Origin of the sequence: Vogesella sp. XCS3, assembly GCF_020616155.1 — a bacterium.
In the GTDB taxonomy this organism is placed as follows: Bacteria; Pseudomonadota; Gammaproteobacteria; order Burkholderiales; family Chromobacteriaceae; genus Vogesella.
The window spans coordinates 17,479-33,545 of sequence record NZ_CP085531.1 but is presented as its reverse complement, the minus strand read 5'-3'; the positions used below and the strand labels follow the sequence as shown (position 1 = coordinate 33,545).

The window sequence follows — 16,067 nt, the reverse complement described above, 5'->3', positions numbered from 1 at the left end:
TTTGATATAATGATTATAATATCAAACATTAGTGCAGTATTCCACCGATTAACCAGCCTTTAATTCAAGGAAATGTGATGCTGAAGAAATCGATTTTTTGTGTGCTTGTCGCCGCTCTGGCCGCTTCAGTCAACGCAGAGAGCAAGCCTGGCGATGTATGTTCTATTGATGGTGCTATCGCCCAGGTCGGTGGGCAGGTAATGAGCTGCTCGGGCGGGAAGCTGGCTGTCGCCGGGCATGGGGACAAGCAAATCAAGCTTGAATTGCATCTCATGAAAGGGGACAAAGATATCGTTTCCATGTCGGTGCTGACTGTAGACGGGCAGCCGGTTCCGATTGGACGGTGGGCCGAGCTGCCTTATGTGGCTAAAGCAGAAGAGGCAAATGGCAAGGTTGAGCGGACTTATGGGACTGTAAAAGACGGATTTTCTGTCAGTCTCATCCCAACGTTGATGTCTGATGGCGGCCTATTGTTTGACCTGGTGGCGGAGAAGAGCGAGGTGTCCTTTCAGGATCTTGGCCATGGCGATCTTAAGGTCCAGTTGCCAGCGGTGCGCACGATGAGCCTCAGTCAGAAAGTTGTACTGAAGAATGGCCAGCTAGCGGTTGTGCCATTCGGCCCAGTGGGTGAAGGCGCAGCCGGATTGCAGTACAGCTTGCAGATGTTGGCGCGACTCGACGGGATCTGACAGCTCTGCATTTTCCTCCGCCCTCTGAGAGGGTGGGCAGGTTAAAGAAAAGCACGGTAATGTGCAGCCAGAGGTGGCTGGGCATTACCGTGCTTTTTTATTTATAATGTTATTGTCTAGTATATACTAAGACATAACAAAGCATTGATAAAAGTAGGGTGTGGCTATGAGCGTATCGAATGAAGAGCTGAAACGGGTGATCAAGCGTGCAGAGATCGAGGGCGGCAACATCGTGATCACCTTCGATAAAGATGCGAAGTGCGAGGGCCGGGACATCATTGATACCGTCAAAGTGAGTGGCATCGACGGCATTAGTCCTTACCCTCTCGGGGCGATTGGCGCTAACGAAAGTCTGGTGGCGGCACTCGATCATGATGTATGGACGATGCTTGCAGATGCTGGCCTCGAAGATCAGCTGTTCACCATCTATCAGACGCACTCTGCCACTGGACGAGTCACGTTCAAGACCATCCAGAAAGCATTGGATATCCAGGCATTGGACGCAGATTTGAAGTTCTTCCGTGCACTGGTCATGACGGATGATCTTTACGCTTCGAAAGAAGTCATTACTCCCGACGTTCAGCCTGATGGAACTCCGGACCTGGCCGCCTTGTTTGACGCGGCAAAAGCTTCTCCTGAGTTGTGGGGTAGCACAGAGAAGGATGTCTCTGTGTGCTGGGTCGAAGGTTGCATCGAAGAACTTAGTTTGGGGCAATACATTTCTGAGATGGCTGTAGTTGCGTGTGAAGCCGTCGCGGGGAAAAAACGAGAGGCAGCCCCCGAGCTTTACGACAAGCTGAAGAAGCTGATTGCAGCCATCGAAGAGTCGGGCGCGGAAGGCTTTGATGGCGTCCTGAAAGAAGGTAAGTCTGCATTGGCCAAGGCTGATGGTAAATGTCAGGTGCTTAGCCAGCACTCTCTCAAACACGACTAATGGAGGATCTTGTGAGTAAAAATCGAGATAATGTTTATTCGCGCTTGAAAGTGATGCAATCAGCTGCCGGTTGGTATGTTGGCCGAAGCTGCTTCGAACAGGGTGTGGAGACGCCCGGATCGCGAGAAAGTGGATATTGCAAAGATGCAGACGTTGCTTTGCGGCGTCTTGTTGCATTTTTGAAGGACGAAGGCGATCTTGATGCCATGGTCAAGCACACATTGGCCAGCCTGGGCGGTGGCAACAATGCTGACGTGTTTGACGTTTTGAATCAAGATGCCATCGCTCAGGCCTGCCTTAAAGATTGGGCGCTCCCAGAAAGTGCGCTGGCTAACATCAATCGGTTGGTTGCTTACTATGAGCAACACATTGGTGAGATAGACCTCGAAACGCCAGCTGATGTCTCGTTAGATGGTTCCTCACTTTATGCGTCGCCGCTGGGTGTGGCGTTGGAGGGGTATGATGGTAATGCTACCGTCAAGGATCTATATGATCATGACGCTGCCTTTGCCATCGCGCTGATTCAACTCATACCTGATTTTGAGTACCCTGATTTTTCACACAAAACTGTCGGGGAAATTCGCCGCCTTGCTGAGAAGCAGCATAAGGACAAAATGCAACAAGGGCCGGTTCCGATAGCGTCTGAGTCGCTACAGCCTGCACTGGGAAATGCTGAAGTAGCTCGCATCCTTAGCTCTCATGATGAAGACGTAGATCCGAGTAAGATCGCGCACTATCCCTCCGTTGATGATCTGGCTGAGAAAGTGCGGTCAAGCGGTTGCTGGGGAATTGGAGAGACTTTTGTATGCTCTCTGGATGAGAGCCGGTACATCATCATGAAGCAGATCGCACCGTCTAGCTGCGAAATGATGACCATCACTCAAAATGGCTTCCACGATGTTCTGACAGCTGACTGTTACGAACAGGACGAGCTTGTTAGTCAGCTGCGGCAGTATGCAGCACCGCATTTGCCGGAGGCCGCTAAAGAGCTACTCTCAGCGCGGGGGTATCATGGGGTAGTGTTGTACAAGCTGGTGGAGGGGGGTGTCCAGGATCTTAGCGATGCCGAGCTAGAACGTGCGTTTTCAAGTGTTGTGTCCCCGAATGTCTGCATGAAGGTCGCGAAGGAGCTGATCGAGGCTGGAATGACGTATGCGTTGCCCCAAGCGCTGATCGCTGTCCACAAGAAAGAGATCCAGCTAGACCGTCTGGCGGATCAGACGTGCAGTGATTCGTACGAAAACCGAAACGAGTTGCATCGGGCGATTGCCATCCTGAAGACCATCAGTACGGCGCTATACAATGGCCAAGGAGTCATCGACCTGAGGGACGAATGGACTCCTGATGATTTCGAGGATGGCTCACTCAGCTATGAGATCGAGAAGAAGAAGACTGTCCTTGGTCTCGTAATGGATACGATCACTGCCGTTGAGCAATGTGGCTTTGTGATTGACCATGAGCTGGCTCAGTCGATGCCTATGGAACAGTCTGAGATCCAGGCTGCTAATCGCCCCGTGTCGGCCCCAGGCAGTTTGCCTAGTCTTGGTTGAACCGGTCATTCGATAAAACCCCGCTTCGGCGGGGTTTTTGTAATGAGGCATGCTTAGTCGCTAGGGTTACTTGATGGTTTTTCCGAGGACGGTAGCTTTTACAAGCATCCCAGCGAGTGTGTCATTCCTGCTGGATCGCGGCGGCTTCAGGCCCGTTTTGGGATCTATTCAGATGATGCAATTTGAGTAGAATTGAGTCGTGCAAAATGGGGGAGCAGACTGTCTTCCTTTTGGACTCTTGCAATAATGGCCACTATCAAGCGAGCACCAATCCTGAGCGCTGCTCAGTTGCGCCACGTTTTGAATGTTACCCAGGCCACAAGCCGACTCCCTGAGCGCGATTGCCTCGCCATCCTGTTAACCCATTGCGCGGGCCTTCGCGTCACGGAGGTTGCGCGCCTTGAGGTGAGGGACGTGCTCACACCAATGGGCAGATTGCGCGACGAGTTGCAATTGCGGGCAGCCATAACCAAGAATTGCAGTGCGCGAGTAGTGTTCCTCACGAACCCGAAACTCCGTGTCGCCATCGAAACCTATCTTACTTACCGGTTGAAATACCGGCTTGGCTGTTCTCTGGACTCTAGCGAGTACCGTGGGCTGATGCCCTATACCCGGTTGCTCTTGACTCACCGTGGAGGCGGCTTCGAGCTGGTGCGTAAGCGCAGAACGCTGCCAGATGGCCGCAAGATGGACTACTGGGCAGCAGATGCGCTAGAGGCGCGATTCCGCGAGTTGTATCGCGCCGCCGGCATTTTTTCTAGTAGCCACGCTGGCCGCAGAGGTTTTGCTAGTGCGCTCTTGAGAAAGGGATTGGAACTAGAGCAGGTCGCCATCCTGCTTGGCCACAACAGCGGCATCGATGTGACGGCTGCTTATATTCAAGTCGAAAAGAAACGACTTCGTGCGATGTACGAATACGCCTTATAATGGTACGCAATGCGTACAATAGAGAGAACAGGATGACGCAACATGCGCAACGAGAGACCCTGCATGAGGCTGAGGTAAGATTTAGCCAAATCCGTCATGTGGTCTATCGTCAGGTAGAGAAAGACGTTTACGACACGGTCCAGATTGCAATTCGCCTTACCAAGATCACGGATGCAGCAGCAACTGAGGCGGATGGTTGGAGATACCCGCGTGATCGCATACCAGGATGGAGTTGGCTCAAGGAAGTACGAAAGTTCCAGCGTAGGCCAAAACGGGTAGAGGCGGCAATTTGGTTGGATGGCCAAGGGGCGATATTGTGCGGGTTGGTCCTCGGTCGGGTGAGTCGGAACAGGGTGTATGCGTCGATTCATTACCTGGCCGCAAACCCTGAGAGGGATACGCCACTGACGGGGAGGATTGCTCAAGTCGCTATACGTTACCTTGAACTACAAGCAGCGGCTCTTGGTTGTACCACATTGAGCATCGCAAAGCCGGTTGATGGCTTGGTTGATTTCTATGGGGAGCTAGGCTTCACCCACAAGGTGAAAAAAGGGCAGAAATTGTTGCGCCTTGAACGCCAGCTTGACCATGCCGGATAGTCGTGAGATATTGAATTTAAAGGAGATTCTTATGAAAGTCCGTAAACAGAATGTAGTGCGGGTCGGAATGAGAGTGCATGTGAAAGATGGCGCTCTAAGCGTGGAGGCTGCGAAAGCGCGAGTAGAGGCTTTTGCGGTGAAGACGAAGCCCCAATTTTTGGCCTCTCTGGGTATTCGGCCAACACCTGACGCTGGTGAGGCGACGGGGGTTCTCGTCGGTAAGACAAAGCGTACTGGGGCTACAGTCAAAGGCAAAGGTTTTGCCATGGCACCGGGAAAGCTCAAGACGGCCTAGTTTTTTGGCTTAGAAACATTGAACCTCGCTTCGGCGGGGTTTTTTGTTGCCTGTGTACAGATATGTTGTGTAAGCTAAATGGTACGCAATGTGTACCAAGAGAGAAGCATGGAAGAACAGACCCAGCAAGAATATCTGAAAGCCGTAAAAACCGAACTTGGCGTCGAGTGGGATCGCCTTGCCGAGTTAGCCGGGATAGCTCCGAGAGCCCTGAAGACGTACCGGATGCCGGTTGAGTCTAAGAACTATCGGGGCATGTCCCAATTTGTGCGTGATGCCATTGAGCGAGTGTTGCAAGAACATCGCAGACGTATGAAAAAGGCATCAAAAAGCGCTTGACGTGGTACGCATTGCGTACCACAATTAAGTCATCAACAACGCGGTGGAAAAATTGGCCGGCCCCAGCCGGCAGAAAGAGATAGCAAATGCAAAACGAGAAAAGCGCAGGCTACATCCAACTGACGTTCGTGGATGAAGCAAACAACGAATTCATCACCCTCGGTGGTGCAGGCTTTCTGACCGATGAAGACCTTAAAGTCGAGTGGGATGCAGTTCCGGCATTCGAAGGCAAAACAAGCTTTATTGCTGACCTGCTGGACGCTGAACGGTCGATCATTGATGACCGCAATGTTAGCGCCGAGTTCTGCGAAGCAAAGCTTGGCAAACCGATTGCAGAGCTGATTGAAGCTGGCCGCAAGGAACTGGCCGACGAGTTGCGCGAACACGCGGCCTAGACCCCGGAAAAGAAAACATGCCGACACGTTTACCCCCTGCGGACTTTTTGCTGTCCGAAGCTCGCTTTGATCGTGAAGATAGCGATGACTACGATCGACAGATTGCTGCCGGGATGCGGCAGTTCTATCCAGAGTTATCTCACTGGCACGATACAGCACTTGTTGCGGCACTTGGCGAGTATGGCGAAAACGTCGAGTGGAGTGCCGATTTCTCCATCCCGCAATCCAGAAATGAGGATCTTCTCGGCTACCTGTACGCATGTCAGGTAATGCCGGTGTACCAGTTCCTCCACTTCGAGCCGAAAAAGCTGGATGAAGCGTGGCAGCACTACGATGCGGGAACGTCGGAGGCGCACGCTCTTGCGCTGTTCGACCGAGTGCCGGTTCTTCAATCAATTTTCAAGACAAAGGGGGCGATGCTGGAAGCACTCAACCGGCTCGCCATCTGATCGCGGAAACCACCGCGCCCAGGTGGCGCCCGCCGCCTGGCCGGTTGCCGGAGAACAAGGAATAAGAAAATGGCACAGTCCCCGTTTCTAACGCACCGCGACAAGGTGCTTGGCTATTACAGCACGGCAAGCTGGCTTCGCGCCCTGGTGCTTTCCCTGTGGCGAGGCTCAGCCCACAAAGTGGGGCTGTCCCAATTGGTTGGATTGGATGAAGCGCATGCTACTGCTGCATTTGACATGATGGCTTCGTTCCGTCGTCACGGCGAAAGCGATCCCGCTTTCATGGCTCTGGTGGATGAATGTCGTCAGCGGCTGGAAGAGGAGCAAGCCGCTGCTGATCGCAACGAGCGATTGGAAGAATGGTGCCGCGATGCGGAGCGCGCTCTCCGCCAGTTGGGTGGTCGCCCAGGCATGGTGGACGATTGCTACACATGGTTCAGTGCTCGATTCGACGCCGGCGACGAACCGGAGGATGCTGCCCGATCCGCTATTGCAGCCAGGATCGACCCGGCACTCGAAGAAAATCACAGAGACTGACACCTCGAAAAGGACATCCAGCAATGAGCACCAAGCAAGAAGCAAAGGCCAAAATTTCCGCTGCCGAAAAGGGCTGCAACAAAGTGCAAACCGCTTGGAATGCCGCCCACGAAGAGCTATCTGGCGGCGTCAGCTTGAACGGCTGCGGTATCTATCACGACCAAGGCTACCCACTGCGCCGTAAGCTGCTTGCCGCCCAGGTGCAGATCAAGATTGCCTTGGCGGAACTGGATGCCATCGACTGGCCGGAAGACGCTGACTACGACTACTTCTAACCATCGGAAAAACATCATGAAAATCGTAGACGCAACTCCCCCGAAAGATTTCCCGGCTCAGGTCGTAGTAATGCAAGACCGTGCCTTTGCTCAGCGAAACCCGAGCAAGGCGTTTTACTTGCGTGTTGTCGATGGTGAGTCGGTCAAACAAGTTGACCTCGATAATGCGGTCACGCCCCTTGATGCGCGGCGTATTGCTATTGAGCAGGGCTTCGAGCCGACACACTGGATTGATAGCAATGATGGCATGTTGGCTAGATTCTGAACGGATCCGAAAACAGTAGGAGTACTTGATGACGCTAACGATCCGACAACTCGCTGAACAGTTAGACAGGCATGTGATGCTAGTGGAGAAAAGTGTCGCGGCTTTGCAAGAAAAGGGACTCGTTTCTGGGTATGTGCCGAGTAGCTACGATGCTCAGATTTCGCTGACTCCTGCCGCTGAAGCGTATTTCAATTAATAGCTCGGAAATCACCATGGCCATTGAAATGTTCGTACAGCTTGACCGGGATGGTGATCAGCTCTATGGGGGCGATCATATCTTCACAGGACCAGCGCGAGATTTGAAGGCGCTTGGGCGACATCTACAAGAGATCTTTGCCTCGAATCGGCGTGCAAAGAGCGTACAAGCCCTCGCTGTGAAGTTTGAAACCGCATCTGAGACCTTGTTTGTCAGACTCACAGTAAAAGAATGCCAGACATTGGTAAACAGCTTGGAATCCTTTGCGGAAGGGAAACCCAAGACATCCAAGGCCCAAAAATACTATTCGCAGTTCAGTGAAGCTCTGTCGGTCTTCTGACTGGTAATGCAGCGGAAACGACCATGCCAACTGTGCTGATTGATGGAGTCGAATACGTGCCCCGCGCCGAGGTGCCAGAGTTGTCCGATGATCGCTTGAAAGCAGCGCTTGAGGAGTTGGTATCGATCCAGTATTTCCGGGAGGAACACAAGGCTATCGCTCAGGCTTGGAACGTGCTTCACGCCCTTGCCCCGCAGCTTGCTGAACTGTCTAGCCGAGATCCACTGGCCGCATATGAACGTATCCACGGAACGGAATAGATAGCCATGTGCCCGACACGAGCTGAACAACTGGCCAAGGCCAAAGAAGCGCTGATTGCAGGCAGGGACTTGAGCAAGCTGATGGTCTGCCCTGGCCCACGTGGAGCCGATACGGTGCGGAATGGCCTGCGGCGCTCCGGTCGTCACCTTCATTGGTACATCGGGGAGTTTCAGCGCCGGCCAGGCATTGCCGGGCCGGTGCCCTGCGAGGAGGCTCCTACCTTCCGTACAGAGCGCGAAGCGAAAGAATTTCTTGCCGATGTGGTGTCGGCATAACCAGCGGGAAATCAGGAGGAGAGTGATGGAAGGCGTTGCATTTGCAGGGGTATTTCTGGCCGTTGTGGTGTACAGGGTGATCTTCTTTTACATAAAAGCCCGATGGGGTTTGCCGGTAGTGCTCAACGTAATTGGCGCTACTTTCATGTCCGCTGGTGCTTTCATGTTCTGGATGTTTTTAACAAATGACGTGGGGAGTGCGCACAACTTCCCGATGCCTGAAGTCCCGATCACTGTGCCTGCGACTTACATTCTGCTTTCGGTGTCATGGTATGTAGCAACGATCAAATTGTCCTTGGCATTTGTTGATGCGACTAAAGCGATAAAGAAAATCAGTCCTAAACGGAAGATTAGCCATGGCCAAAAAACTCACAGAATTTGAGCGAGGCGTGCTGTATGCGGCAGTACACCTCCAGCGTGGCCCTAACGAGTCTGGCCTTGCTGCAGATTTGCTGCGAGAGGCTGGCTTCAGCGACTTGGACTGTTCTGAGCTGGACGAGTACGACAAGGAAGCGTTGCGCATCATCAACGAAGAAATTGACATGGCCCTGCAGGGCCTCGACTGAGGGAAAATATTGCGGCCAGGTGCCGCCTGTGTGGTGCTTTGTGTGGTGCTTTGTGTTGTTTTTTGGTGTTGTAGATTAGGGGAACGGATTCAATTTTGCCGACAGTGAGACCGGATGAATCCGGTCACGCGCTTGCGCCAAGATGTGGAGTGGTGTTTTAAGTTTGCAACGAAAGAGGCCCATAGTGTGTCAGAGACTTTCTGATGCCTACGGGCCTCTTTCGTTATTGAGAGAGGGCATGTGTCCGTCGCGGAGTGGCTGGTGCAATGACAACCGGAGGGCGGAGTTCTATGCCGGTTTCCTTCATGAAGACGGTTCGTAGATCCTCGGCCTGGATATTCTCGTAGGTGCTGGATGATTTGATGCTTAAGTCCTCATGCCGGAGGTTTATAAATTTCACATCATAGGTGTTTTGGTCATTCAGTATGACTTGTACGCGATTTATGCCGCCTTGGGTGAACTTGGAGGGCAGGGAGAACTGGACGCCTCGTTCCAGTGCTAGAAACGTTCCTGCGCCGGTCATCATGGTCACATTGCGAGGCCCCCCCATCTGATAAAGTATCTTGCGTGCGATTTCAATGTGGCTGGTCATGCGTTAACCCCTGTAAAAAAACCCGCCACAGCGTGGCGGGTTTGTATCTAATGATGCGGATTAACCGCCGAAGTTGAAGCCTGCGCCGGAGGAGCGGCGAGCAGCCGGGGCGGCGTCGGTCTGGGCCAGCGGAGCATCATCATGATCGTTGTCCATCAGCGGAAGCTCATCTGCTGCGTTGGTGGCCTCTACGTGAGCATCGCCAGCTTCGGCTGCGGCCTCGGCAATCTTGTCACGTTGGCGGGCCTGGCCTTGAGAGGCGGTCGGGAAGACCGGCTCCAGGTTGGCGTGCATGGTGCGTGCTTCGCCGTTCGGGCCGGTGATGCGCGAATGAATGTGGCCCTTGCGTTCCGACAGGATGATGCGGTTGACGTAGTCGTTCCGCTCGCCCTTGCGTTCGCCGGTACGGGTATTGAGTTTGCCGGCGCTGAGTATCAGGACGCCTTTACCGCCGAGAGTGCGGCCGAAGATGGCTTCGCGATCTTGGTCGTCAGCGGATTGATTTGCGTCTTGTGGGCCGCGAGTACGCACCATGGTATTCAGCGGGCCGCTGGCCGGGACGTTGTAGTCTTTGGATGCTTTGTAGTCGCGGAACACAACCAACTCGGGTGTCAAGCCATTTTCGTGAGCCATGCCCTTGTACCATTCCGCCCAGCTTTGCAGGTACTCGCCGGTAATCATGCCGCCCTTTACTTGGCCGTCTTGGCTGGCAGGGCTTTCGCCGTCTTCGTTCCAGGAAATCGGGTCGGACAAGTGGACGATATCACCGGCCTCATTGACGGCACGCAGCTGGAAGCCCAGGCGTGGTTTCACTGGGCCAACGAACTTGCCTTCATCATCGAAGCTTCCGTTGAATTCGGAGACTTTCTGGTCGAAGTTGTTTTTCAGGCTGTTCAGAGTTTCTGTGTCGTTCAGATCGAAGGCGTTTTCGTGCCATACCTGAACGCGGTTTACGTTGCCATGGAACGAGGAGGCGGTAATCAGACCGCGTACCAGTTTGCCCTCTACTGGGGGAGCGGCGATGATCCAGCGAGCGGTGGCCTTGGTCCAGCCATCGTTTTCTTTGCCTTCGTCCAGTAGGCCTTCTAGTACGATAACCGCGCCGGCCGGGATGGCACTTTCCATGCGGTTATCGATGAAATTGCCTTCGAATTCGGCCACTTTGTTGATGTTGCCGGCTTTGTCGCGAATAGACACGGCATAGCTCTTGCCCTGGTCTTTTCCGGCTTCCGGGGCTGCGGAGACGTAGATGATGCCGTTTTCGGCATCGATCTTCTCTACGCGTGCGATCACATCTTGCAGACGGCGGTCCCCCTGGCTATCGGAGCGCTCAGACTTTGGAGCGAAAGGGGGGCGGGTTGCAGTTGCCATGTTGGGACTCCTTGCTTGTGTAAGTTGATGGTCAAAACCAAGGAGCAATTTAAGCGCCCCTCTTCTCAAAAAGATATACTACAATTACTATTGTCGTAAATATTTTTCTGAATTGATTTTGAAAGGGAGGGTGTCATGGCCAATGCTGATGACCAAAACGGTCAAGGTCTTGCAAATGAACAAGAGCTGCTTGTTGCTGAACTGGAGCCGGCCAATGCGCCTGCCCCCAAGCTTCAGAATAATGGTGTTGCAGATGCGGCTCAGAATGGTCGAGTGGTCGCAGCGACACCGTCTGTCGAGCAAGACACTGAGTTGTCTAAGCCTCAGCCATCAACTACTGCTCCGCGAAAGATGGCGTCACGCCCTGGCGGCATCAAGCCGCAGTCTGAGAGCGATCGGGACTTCGATGCGGATGTGACTGTTGTAGAAAATGGACCTCAGCCGAAGCCTGTTGCATCAGCGGGAATGGCTGCGAAACCGGTGGATGAACTGGTAGATGATTTACCGTTCGAGAAGAAGCCGGGCGAGATTCAAATTGAGACCCGTAAGGTAAAAGCCAAGACACCGGATGTGGATGGCTTTATGCGCTTCGAACAGCAGCAGGGCCGTTTGCATAAGCTGGCTGAGCGTATGTCGATCTACGAGAACCCGTCGCACTACTACGCGCTGAATGAGGAGGGTGGGATTAATGGCCAGCCTTCTTTTACTGTCACCAAATCCAAGATCGCTGTTTTCGCGCCGGATGACCAGTCGCTGCTGGCGGCAATGAAGGTTGCCCAAAGCCAATATGGCTCTTTCTCTTTGCGCAAGGCATCCCCTGAGGTCCTGATGCGGGCGGCCAAGTTGGCCGTCGATAACGATCTCCAGTTGGCCAACTCCGAAGTGCAACACGTGATGAAGCAAATGCGTGAGCAGCAAGGTAAGGCTCAGCCGCTTGGCAAAGATCCGGTTGTACATATTGTGCAAGCCAAGCCGGAAGCCAAGCCGGAAGCCAAGCCGGAAGCCAAGCCGGAAGCCAAGCCGGAAGCCAAGCCGGAAGCCAAGCCGGAAGCCAAGCCGGAAGCCAAGCCGGAAGCCAAGCCGGAAGCCAAGCCGGAAGCCAAGCCGGAAGCCAAGCCGGAAGCCAAGCCGGAAGCCAAGCCGGAACCTGCCGGTCCTTCCAACTGGGAGAAAGCGAATAAAGTTGTCACAGAGGCTTCTGCGGCCGTTGCGGCCAACATCATCGCCAAAGATCCTGTCTCAAAGGCCGTTCTTCAGAAAGTCATCGTAAAAGGCGTAGAAGGCTTGGAGGCTGGGGGGGATGGCGTTTTGGGGGCGGCGAAGAAATTTGTTGGTGCGATTAAGGACAAGCTTGTCAAAGCTATTCACAGGCCCGAACGGCTCGATGAGGAAGTGCTCAGCCTGAGTGATCGCGATCAATTTCTTAAGCAGGCGACGGCTGCTCAAGAAGAGCTTGCTGCAGAGAACCAGGTGGAGCCGGGTATGGAGCAGAACAAAAAACCGAAGCTGCACGTCAAACTTCAGCCTCCCCGCAATTCTATGTAAAGCAAATGCCCCCTCGCTATGAGGGGGCAGTTCAAAGGTGAGAAATATGCGTGATCCACAAGAAGAACTCAAAAAAGGACTGTCGCACTTGCCGACGACTACACGGCGCGTTCTCGAAATGATGGCGATGGATGGCAAGGGTGCCGAGTTTGTGGCCAAAGAGCTTGGGATCGGTGTTGATGAGGTGAGTGAAAACTATCGTGCCGGTCTGCGCAAATTGCGTGGGCGGGGAGGGCAGTGACATGGACGAGCAGAAACTGTTGGAGCGCTATCGTCTTCAGTGCCTTGCCGTTCGGATGCTGGGGCAGGCTTCCACCGATATGGCAGCTGAGTTGAAAGATCCTGGCGAGGTTGGTATCAGCAAGCAAGAGCGCTATTTGCGCAATCAGGCCGCTGCGGACAAAGCGGATGCTGAGCGTTGGCTCAACTCCAAAGACGACACTGCACCTGGCTTTAACTTCATTCTGTGCGTTGAGATGGTTGGTGAGTGCCTTGGCTTGAAAGATATGCCTTTGCCCGAAATGGCCGACCGGGTACGCCGTGCAGTAATGATGGCCCCCGACCGGATGGCCCAGTCTTTGAATAATCTTCACTGGAACATGGTCGATGATACGTTGCGTACTCGGCGGCCTTCTCACGAGAAGGGCATGGAACCTACTCCCGCCAGAAGGGCATAGCGTCACTTGTTCATCGCAGCATGATTTTATAAGCTGACTAGCAACAAAGTAAAAATCGAAAAGGTTCAATATGAGTGCTATTGAATTAAATATTTTCGACTACAGAGCGCAGCGGACAGCCCGTGCTGTATCTGATCGAAAACCTCCTAGTCCCTTCATGAAGGGCTGCGCACCTGCCGGGGTGGCAATGCTTCAGCATGGCTCATTTGTCTTGATCGATGGGCTTCCCGGCTTTCCGGACGTCGGTTCGATGGTCGTAAGAGCCTGCCTTCATCAGGATGACTGGGAGGTGACTGCGCGAGCGCAAGTGAGCGAGCACACTGAGCATCTCGATGGGGACCCCTGGCATAACTGCGTTATCCAGCAAGCAAATGTCGTCCAGGATTTCGGGTGCTACACGAGTTATATCGCTCGAAACGAAAACGCGCCTTGGTATGAGGCAATTTTGAAGTATGAGACTCACTGGCACCGATCCTTAGACATGGTTCGCCTGATCGAGATGCTGAAGTCGCGTAATCCGGCCATGAGCAAAGACTCGATCGTAGCCGCAGAGAATGAGTTGCGTCGCTGGTACAAGGCAACCGCAGCCGCCCTGAATGGAGTGAACTGAATGGCCCCCAAAACACTGCTGATCATCGAGTCTCCCAACTTGGCTCCAACTGCTGCCAGGGTGGCGCAGAAAGTGACCGGTGGGTCGGTTACCGTAGCGGCTACTGGTGGCCATCTGTATGACATTGACCGCAGCAGCTCTGGCCATAAGGCGCAGTGGCGGCCTGAGCGACTGTCTCGTATTACAGATCTGAGAAATGCATCCAAGGTGAAGTACGACCGAATCTTCATCGCGTCTGATCCTGATGACGAGGGCGAGCGGATTGCATTTCAGACACGGGGTGTCTTGGGTGGTAAAGGTGAGCGGCTGAGGGTTGCTGCTTGGGATGCCAATGGTTTCAAAAGTGCGCTGTCTCAAGTCGGTCGAGCTGCCAATGCAGGGTTTGATGAGTCGATCGCTGCCCGAGCTGAAGCGCGGCGCATTGCGGATCGGATCATCGGTTGGAAGTACGGGTCGCCGGGCCGTGTGAAGGCACGCTGGATGCAAGCAATGCTTGATCGCCCTATGAATCAGGTTTATGGCGGGCATAAGGTCGCACCTCCGCCATCAATGGGCGACTTTCTACTGGCAGCGAGCCGGCACGGTGTATCGATCCGGCACGCAACTGATTTTCTGACGCATGCCTGGGAAAACGGGTTGGCGTCGTATCCGCGCCCGGATGGACAGGGGTATGGGCAAGAGGCGCTGGCGCTTGCCCGAGAAATTGCGCGGCAGATGGGGTTGGAGCCATACCCCGATGGTCCGATTCCGGGGTTCTCCGGGTCGCATGAGGCGCTGATCCCGTTGCAAGAGATGTACAAGGACACTCCTCTGCTGCGTTTGTTGCGTGAGCAAGTTGCGCATGCTGTTGCTCGTGAGCCTCATGAAATTGTTGGACGGGACATCCTTCCCCCTGATGCAGCTTGGCTCAAGGTTGCATTGAGAGATCGCATTGGCCGCCCCGGCACATGGAGCACGCACCTCGATTCGCTCAAAGATTTGGGAGCGTTTGACGATGATGCTTTGCTACATCGCGCTCGTGTTGAGCAAATCCTGGACGGGCTACCGGACTTTCTGCGTGATGAGAAAGCTCACCGGGCATTTGAAGAGGCGATCTACGGCGAGGGGGCTAAGTCTGTTCAGCAGCGGCTTGAGTCTGCTCTTGGTTGTTTTGGCATTGATGATGATGTCAGCTTTTCACCTTCCTGGGTGCAAGCAGAGTTGGATGCACCCAAGGAAGCTAAGATGCAGGTCTCAATGCCTGCTGGCCTGAAAAATGCGGCAGCTGCTTCGCGACCGTCTCCACTGAAAGCCTTGCAAAGCAGGGCCAGTCAGAACTACCTAGTCAAGGTAAGCGATGGTCCACGTCGTACCACCATGGAAAGGGTCGTTTCTTCCGATGTGCTGCGTGTTAGTGAAAAACGCAACAATTCGATAGACAATTTCACAAGTGTCGATGTTAATCAACATCATTCGGTTGTAAATAGTCCTATATGGTATGACAATAGCGAAGAATATCCTTTTGACATTGGTTATTTGATGACTGCGGATAGTGCCGCAAGCGCAAGTAACCAGATCAAAGCATCTGGCTTGATGATTGCTGACGCAGTCCGGGATGAGCTTGGCCGTCTGCCGGCTGGTCGTGTGCTATGGGTAACAAACATGGAGTCGATTGCTGCTGACCGTCTCAGTGGCGAGGCTGTCGAGTATCCCATTCCGGAGGGCTCAAGAATTGTTACAGGCGACAGTCTGGATGGCTGGTTAGTCGTCCTTCCCGAAGATAAAACAAAGCGGCTGGAGGCCGGCAAGGTGACTACCCCCCGTCGCGTGAATTCGCTAGGGGCCAGTCTATGACAAGGACTTGCATGCTAGATAGACAACAAAAATCGCTGGCGTTTCGGCGAATTGAGCAGGTTTTGCGATGTGATACGGAGGGCGTGAGCATTGAGCTGCTCTCTGGTCTGGGGGTATCGCAGCAGGCACTGGTGTCGATCGAGATGTTCGACAAAGATGGAGTGTTTAAGGGAGTGATCGAGGTTGAGATCCCGTTCGACAAACTCAACGTGGATTTTCTGTTATCTCATGGCACTGAAGAGGATCTGGGGTTAATCTTGCATGAGTGTCAGAGACTAGCTAGGACCACGATATATGCTGACGAGGTTGGCGGTGCCTATCCGAAGGAATGGGAACCGTACCTGGTGGCAATCAAGAACTCACTCGGCCGACAGTGGATTGTAGAAGGCAGCTATAGTGAGTGACCACATGGGAGTGGATTTAATCCGGCCAAGAGCCGGTTTTTTTGTATGGTGCACTACAGTGGTTGACATGAAGTGCACCCCAAGTTCTTCTGGAGAGTTTCAATGCGGCGTGGTCACTTTGTTGAGCCTTGCTAAGGTGCAAA

Annotated in this window: 25 protein-coding genes; 23 read left to right on the top strand and 2 right to left on the bottom strand. The window is 53.6% G+C overall.

Features of this window, described 5'->3' with window-relative positions:
• The first annotated feature begins 77 nt into the window (after positions 1-77).
• From LCH97_RS18005 to LCH97_RS17925, 17 genes are all read left to right on the top strand, one after another.
• Complete coding sequence (locus LCH97_RS18005) at positions 78-689, top strand: hypothetical protein (RefSeq protein WP_227305720.1); 612 nt, start codon at positions 78-80, stop codon at positions 687-689.
• A 166-nt stretch (positions 690-855) separates the two neighbouring features.
• Positions 856-1,623: a hypothetical protein gene (locus LCH97_RS18000; protein WP_227305718.1), complete on the top strand. Its 768-nt coding sequence runs from the start codon at positions 856-858 to the stop codon at positions 1,621-1,623.
• Between the two features lie 11 nt (positions 1,624-1,634).
• A complete protein-coding gene (locus LCH97_RS17995; RefSeq protein WP_227305715.1) occupies positions 1,635-3,173 on the top strand; it encodes a hypothetical protein in 1,539 nt (512 codons plus the stop codon).
• A gap of 246 nt (positions 3,174-3,419) precedes the next feature.
• On the top strand, positions 3,420-4,100 hold the full coding sequence (locus LCH97_RS17990; protein WP_227305714.1) for a site-specific integrase: 681 nt from the start codon (positions 3,420-3,422) through the stop codon (positions 4,098-4,100).
• Between the two features lie 32 nt (positions 4,101-4,132).
• Positions 4,133-4,699, top strand: coding sequence for a hypothetical protein (locus tag LCH97_RS17985; RefSeq protein WP_227305711.1), 567 nt, complete (start codon positions 4,133-4,135; stop codon positions 4,697-4,699).
• Between the two features lie 403 nt (positions 4,700-5,102).
• Positions 5,103-5,333: a hypothetical protein gene (locus LCH97_RS17980; RefSeq protein ID WP_227305709.1), complete on the top strand. Its 231-nt coding sequence runs from the start codon at positions 5,103-5,105 to the stop codon at positions 5,331-5,333.
• Between the two features lie 86 nt (positions 5,334-5,419).
• Positions 5,420-5,728 (top strand): hypothetical protein, encoded by a 309-nt coding sequence (locus LCH97_RS17975; RefSeq protein ID WP_227305707.1) that lies wholly within the window; start codon positions 5,420-5,422, stop codon positions 5,726-5,728.
• Positions 5,729-5,745: 17 nt separating this feature from the next.
• On the top strand, positions 5,746-6,177 hold the full coding sequence (locus LCH97_RS17970; protein ID WP_227305705.1) for a hypothetical protein: 432 nt from the start codon (positions 5,746-5,748) through the stop codon (positions 6,175-6,177).
• Between the two features lie 69 nt (positions 6,178-6,246).
• Positions 6,247-6,714 carry a hypothetical protein gene (locus LCH97_RS17965; RefSeq protein WP_227305703.1) on the top strand — a complete coding sequence of 156 codons (468 nt, stop codon included), beginning with the start codon at positions 6,247-6,249 and terminating at the stop codon, positions 6,712-6,714.
• Between the two features lie 23 nt (positions 6,715-6,737).
• Positions 6,738-6,989, top strand: a complete 252-nt coding sequence (locus tag LCH97_RS17960; RefSeq protein ID WP_227305701.1) for a hypothetical protein — start codon at positions 6,738-6,740, stop codon at positions 6,987-6,989.
• Between the two features lie 16 nt (positions 6,990-7,005).
• Positions 7,006-7,254, top strand: coding sequence for a hypothetical protein (locus LCH97_RS17955; protein WP_227305699.1), 249 nt, complete (start codon positions 7,006-7,008; stop codon positions 7,252-7,254).
• Positions 7,255-7,282: 28 nt separating this feature from the next.
• Positions 7,283-7,450 (top strand): hypothetical protein, encoded by a 168-nt coding sequence (locus tag LCH97_RS17950; protein ID WP_227305697.1) that lies wholly within the window; start codon positions 7,283-7,285, stop codon positions 7,448-7,450.
• A 16-nt stretch (positions 7,451-7,466) separates the two neighbouring features.
• Positions 7,467-7,790, top strand: coding sequence for a hypothetical protein (locus LCH97_RS17945; RefSeq protein WP_227305695.1), 324 nt, complete (start codon positions 7,467-7,469; stop codon positions 7,788-7,790).
• A 23-nt stretch (positions 7,791-7,813) separates the two neighbouring features.
• Complete coding sequence (locus LCH97_RS17940) at positions 7,814-8,050, top strand: hypothetical protein (RefSeq protein WP_227305575.1); 237 nt, start codon at positions 7,814-7,816, stop codon at positions 8,048-8,050.
• Positions 8,051-8,056: 6 nt separating this feature from the next.
• On the top strand, positions 8,057-8,326 hold the full coding sequence (locus LCH97_RS17935) for a hypothetical protein (RefSeq protein WP_227305692.1): 270 nt from the start codon (positions 8,057-8,059) through the stop codon (positions 8,324-8,326).
• A gap of 25 nt (positions 8,327-8,351) precedes the next feature.
• Entirely contained in the window at positions 8,352-8,708 is a 357-nt protein-coding gene (locus tag LCH97_RS17930) for a hypothetical protein (protein ID WP_227305690.1), read from the top strand.
• On the top strand, positions 8,683-8,892 hold the full coding sequence (locus LCH97_RS17925) for a hypothetical protein (RefSeq protein ID WP_227305688.1): 210 nt from the start codon (positions 8,683-8,685) through the stop codon (positions 8,890-8,892). Before LCH97_RS17930 ends, LCH97_RS17925 begins: the two co-directional genes overlap by 26 nt.
• 223 nt (positions 8,893-9,115) lie before the next feature.
• On the opposite strand, the gene LCH97_RS17920 is transcribed toward LCH97_RS17925, so the two are convergent.
• Positions 9,116-9,484, bottom strand: a complete 369-nt coding sequence (locus LCH97_RS17920; protein WP_227305686.1) for a hypothetical protein — start codon at positions 9,482-9,484, stop codon at positions 9,116-9,118.
• A gap of 60 nt (positions 9,485-9,544) precedes the next feature.
• A complete protein-coding gene (locus LCH97_RS17915; protein ID WP_227305684.1) occupies positions 9,545-10,855 on the bottom strand; it encodes a hypothetical protein in 1,311 nt (436 codons plus the stop codon).
• A gap of 907 nt (positions 10,856-11,762) precedes the next feature.
• On the opposite strand from LCH97_RS17915, the gene LCH97_RS18910 reads away from it, so the two are divergent.
• From LCH97_RS18910 to LCH97_RS17885, 6 genes are all read left to right on the top strand, one after another.
• On the top strand, positions 11,763-12,125 hold the full coding sequence (locus LCH97_RS18910; protein ID WP_227305820.1) for a PT domain-containing protein: 363 nt from the start codon (positions 11,763-11,765) through the stop codon (positions 12,123-12,125).
• Between the two features lie 321 nt (positions 12,126-12,446).
• On the top strand, positions 12,447-12,641 hold the full coding sequence (locus tag LCH97_RS17905; RefSeq protein ID WP_227305681.1) for a hypothetical protein: 195 nt from the start codon (positions 12,447-12,449) through the stop codon (positions 12,639-12,641).
• Position 12,642: 1 nt separating this feature from the next.
• Positions 12,643-13,077, top strand: a complete 435-nt coding sequence (locus LCH97_RS17900; protein WP_227305679.1) for a hypothetical protein — start codon at positions 12,643-12,645, stop codon at positions 13,075-13,077.
• Positions 13,078-13,147: 70 nt separating this feature from the next.
• Entirely contained in the window at positions 13,148-13,687 is a 540-nt protein-coding gene (locus tag LCH97_RS17895; RefSeq protein WP_227305677.1) for a hypothetical protein, read from the top strand.
• The gene (locus LCH97_RS17890; protein ID WP_227305674.1) at positions 13,688-15,520 is read left to right on the top strand and encodes a toprim domain-containing protein; all 1,833 of its coding nucleotides are present in this window, start codon (positions 13,688-13,690) and stop codon (positions 15,518-15,520) included.
• An 11-nt stretch (positions 15,521-15,531) separates the two neighbouring features.
• Positions 15,532-15,924 carry a hypothetical protein gene (locus LCH97_RS17885; RefSeq protein ID WP_227305672.1) on the top strand — a complete coding sequence of 131 codons (393 nt, stop codon included), beginning with the start codon at positions 15,532-15,534 and terminating at the stop codon, positions 15,922-15,924.
• Positions 15,925-16,067: the final 143 nt, after the last annotated feature.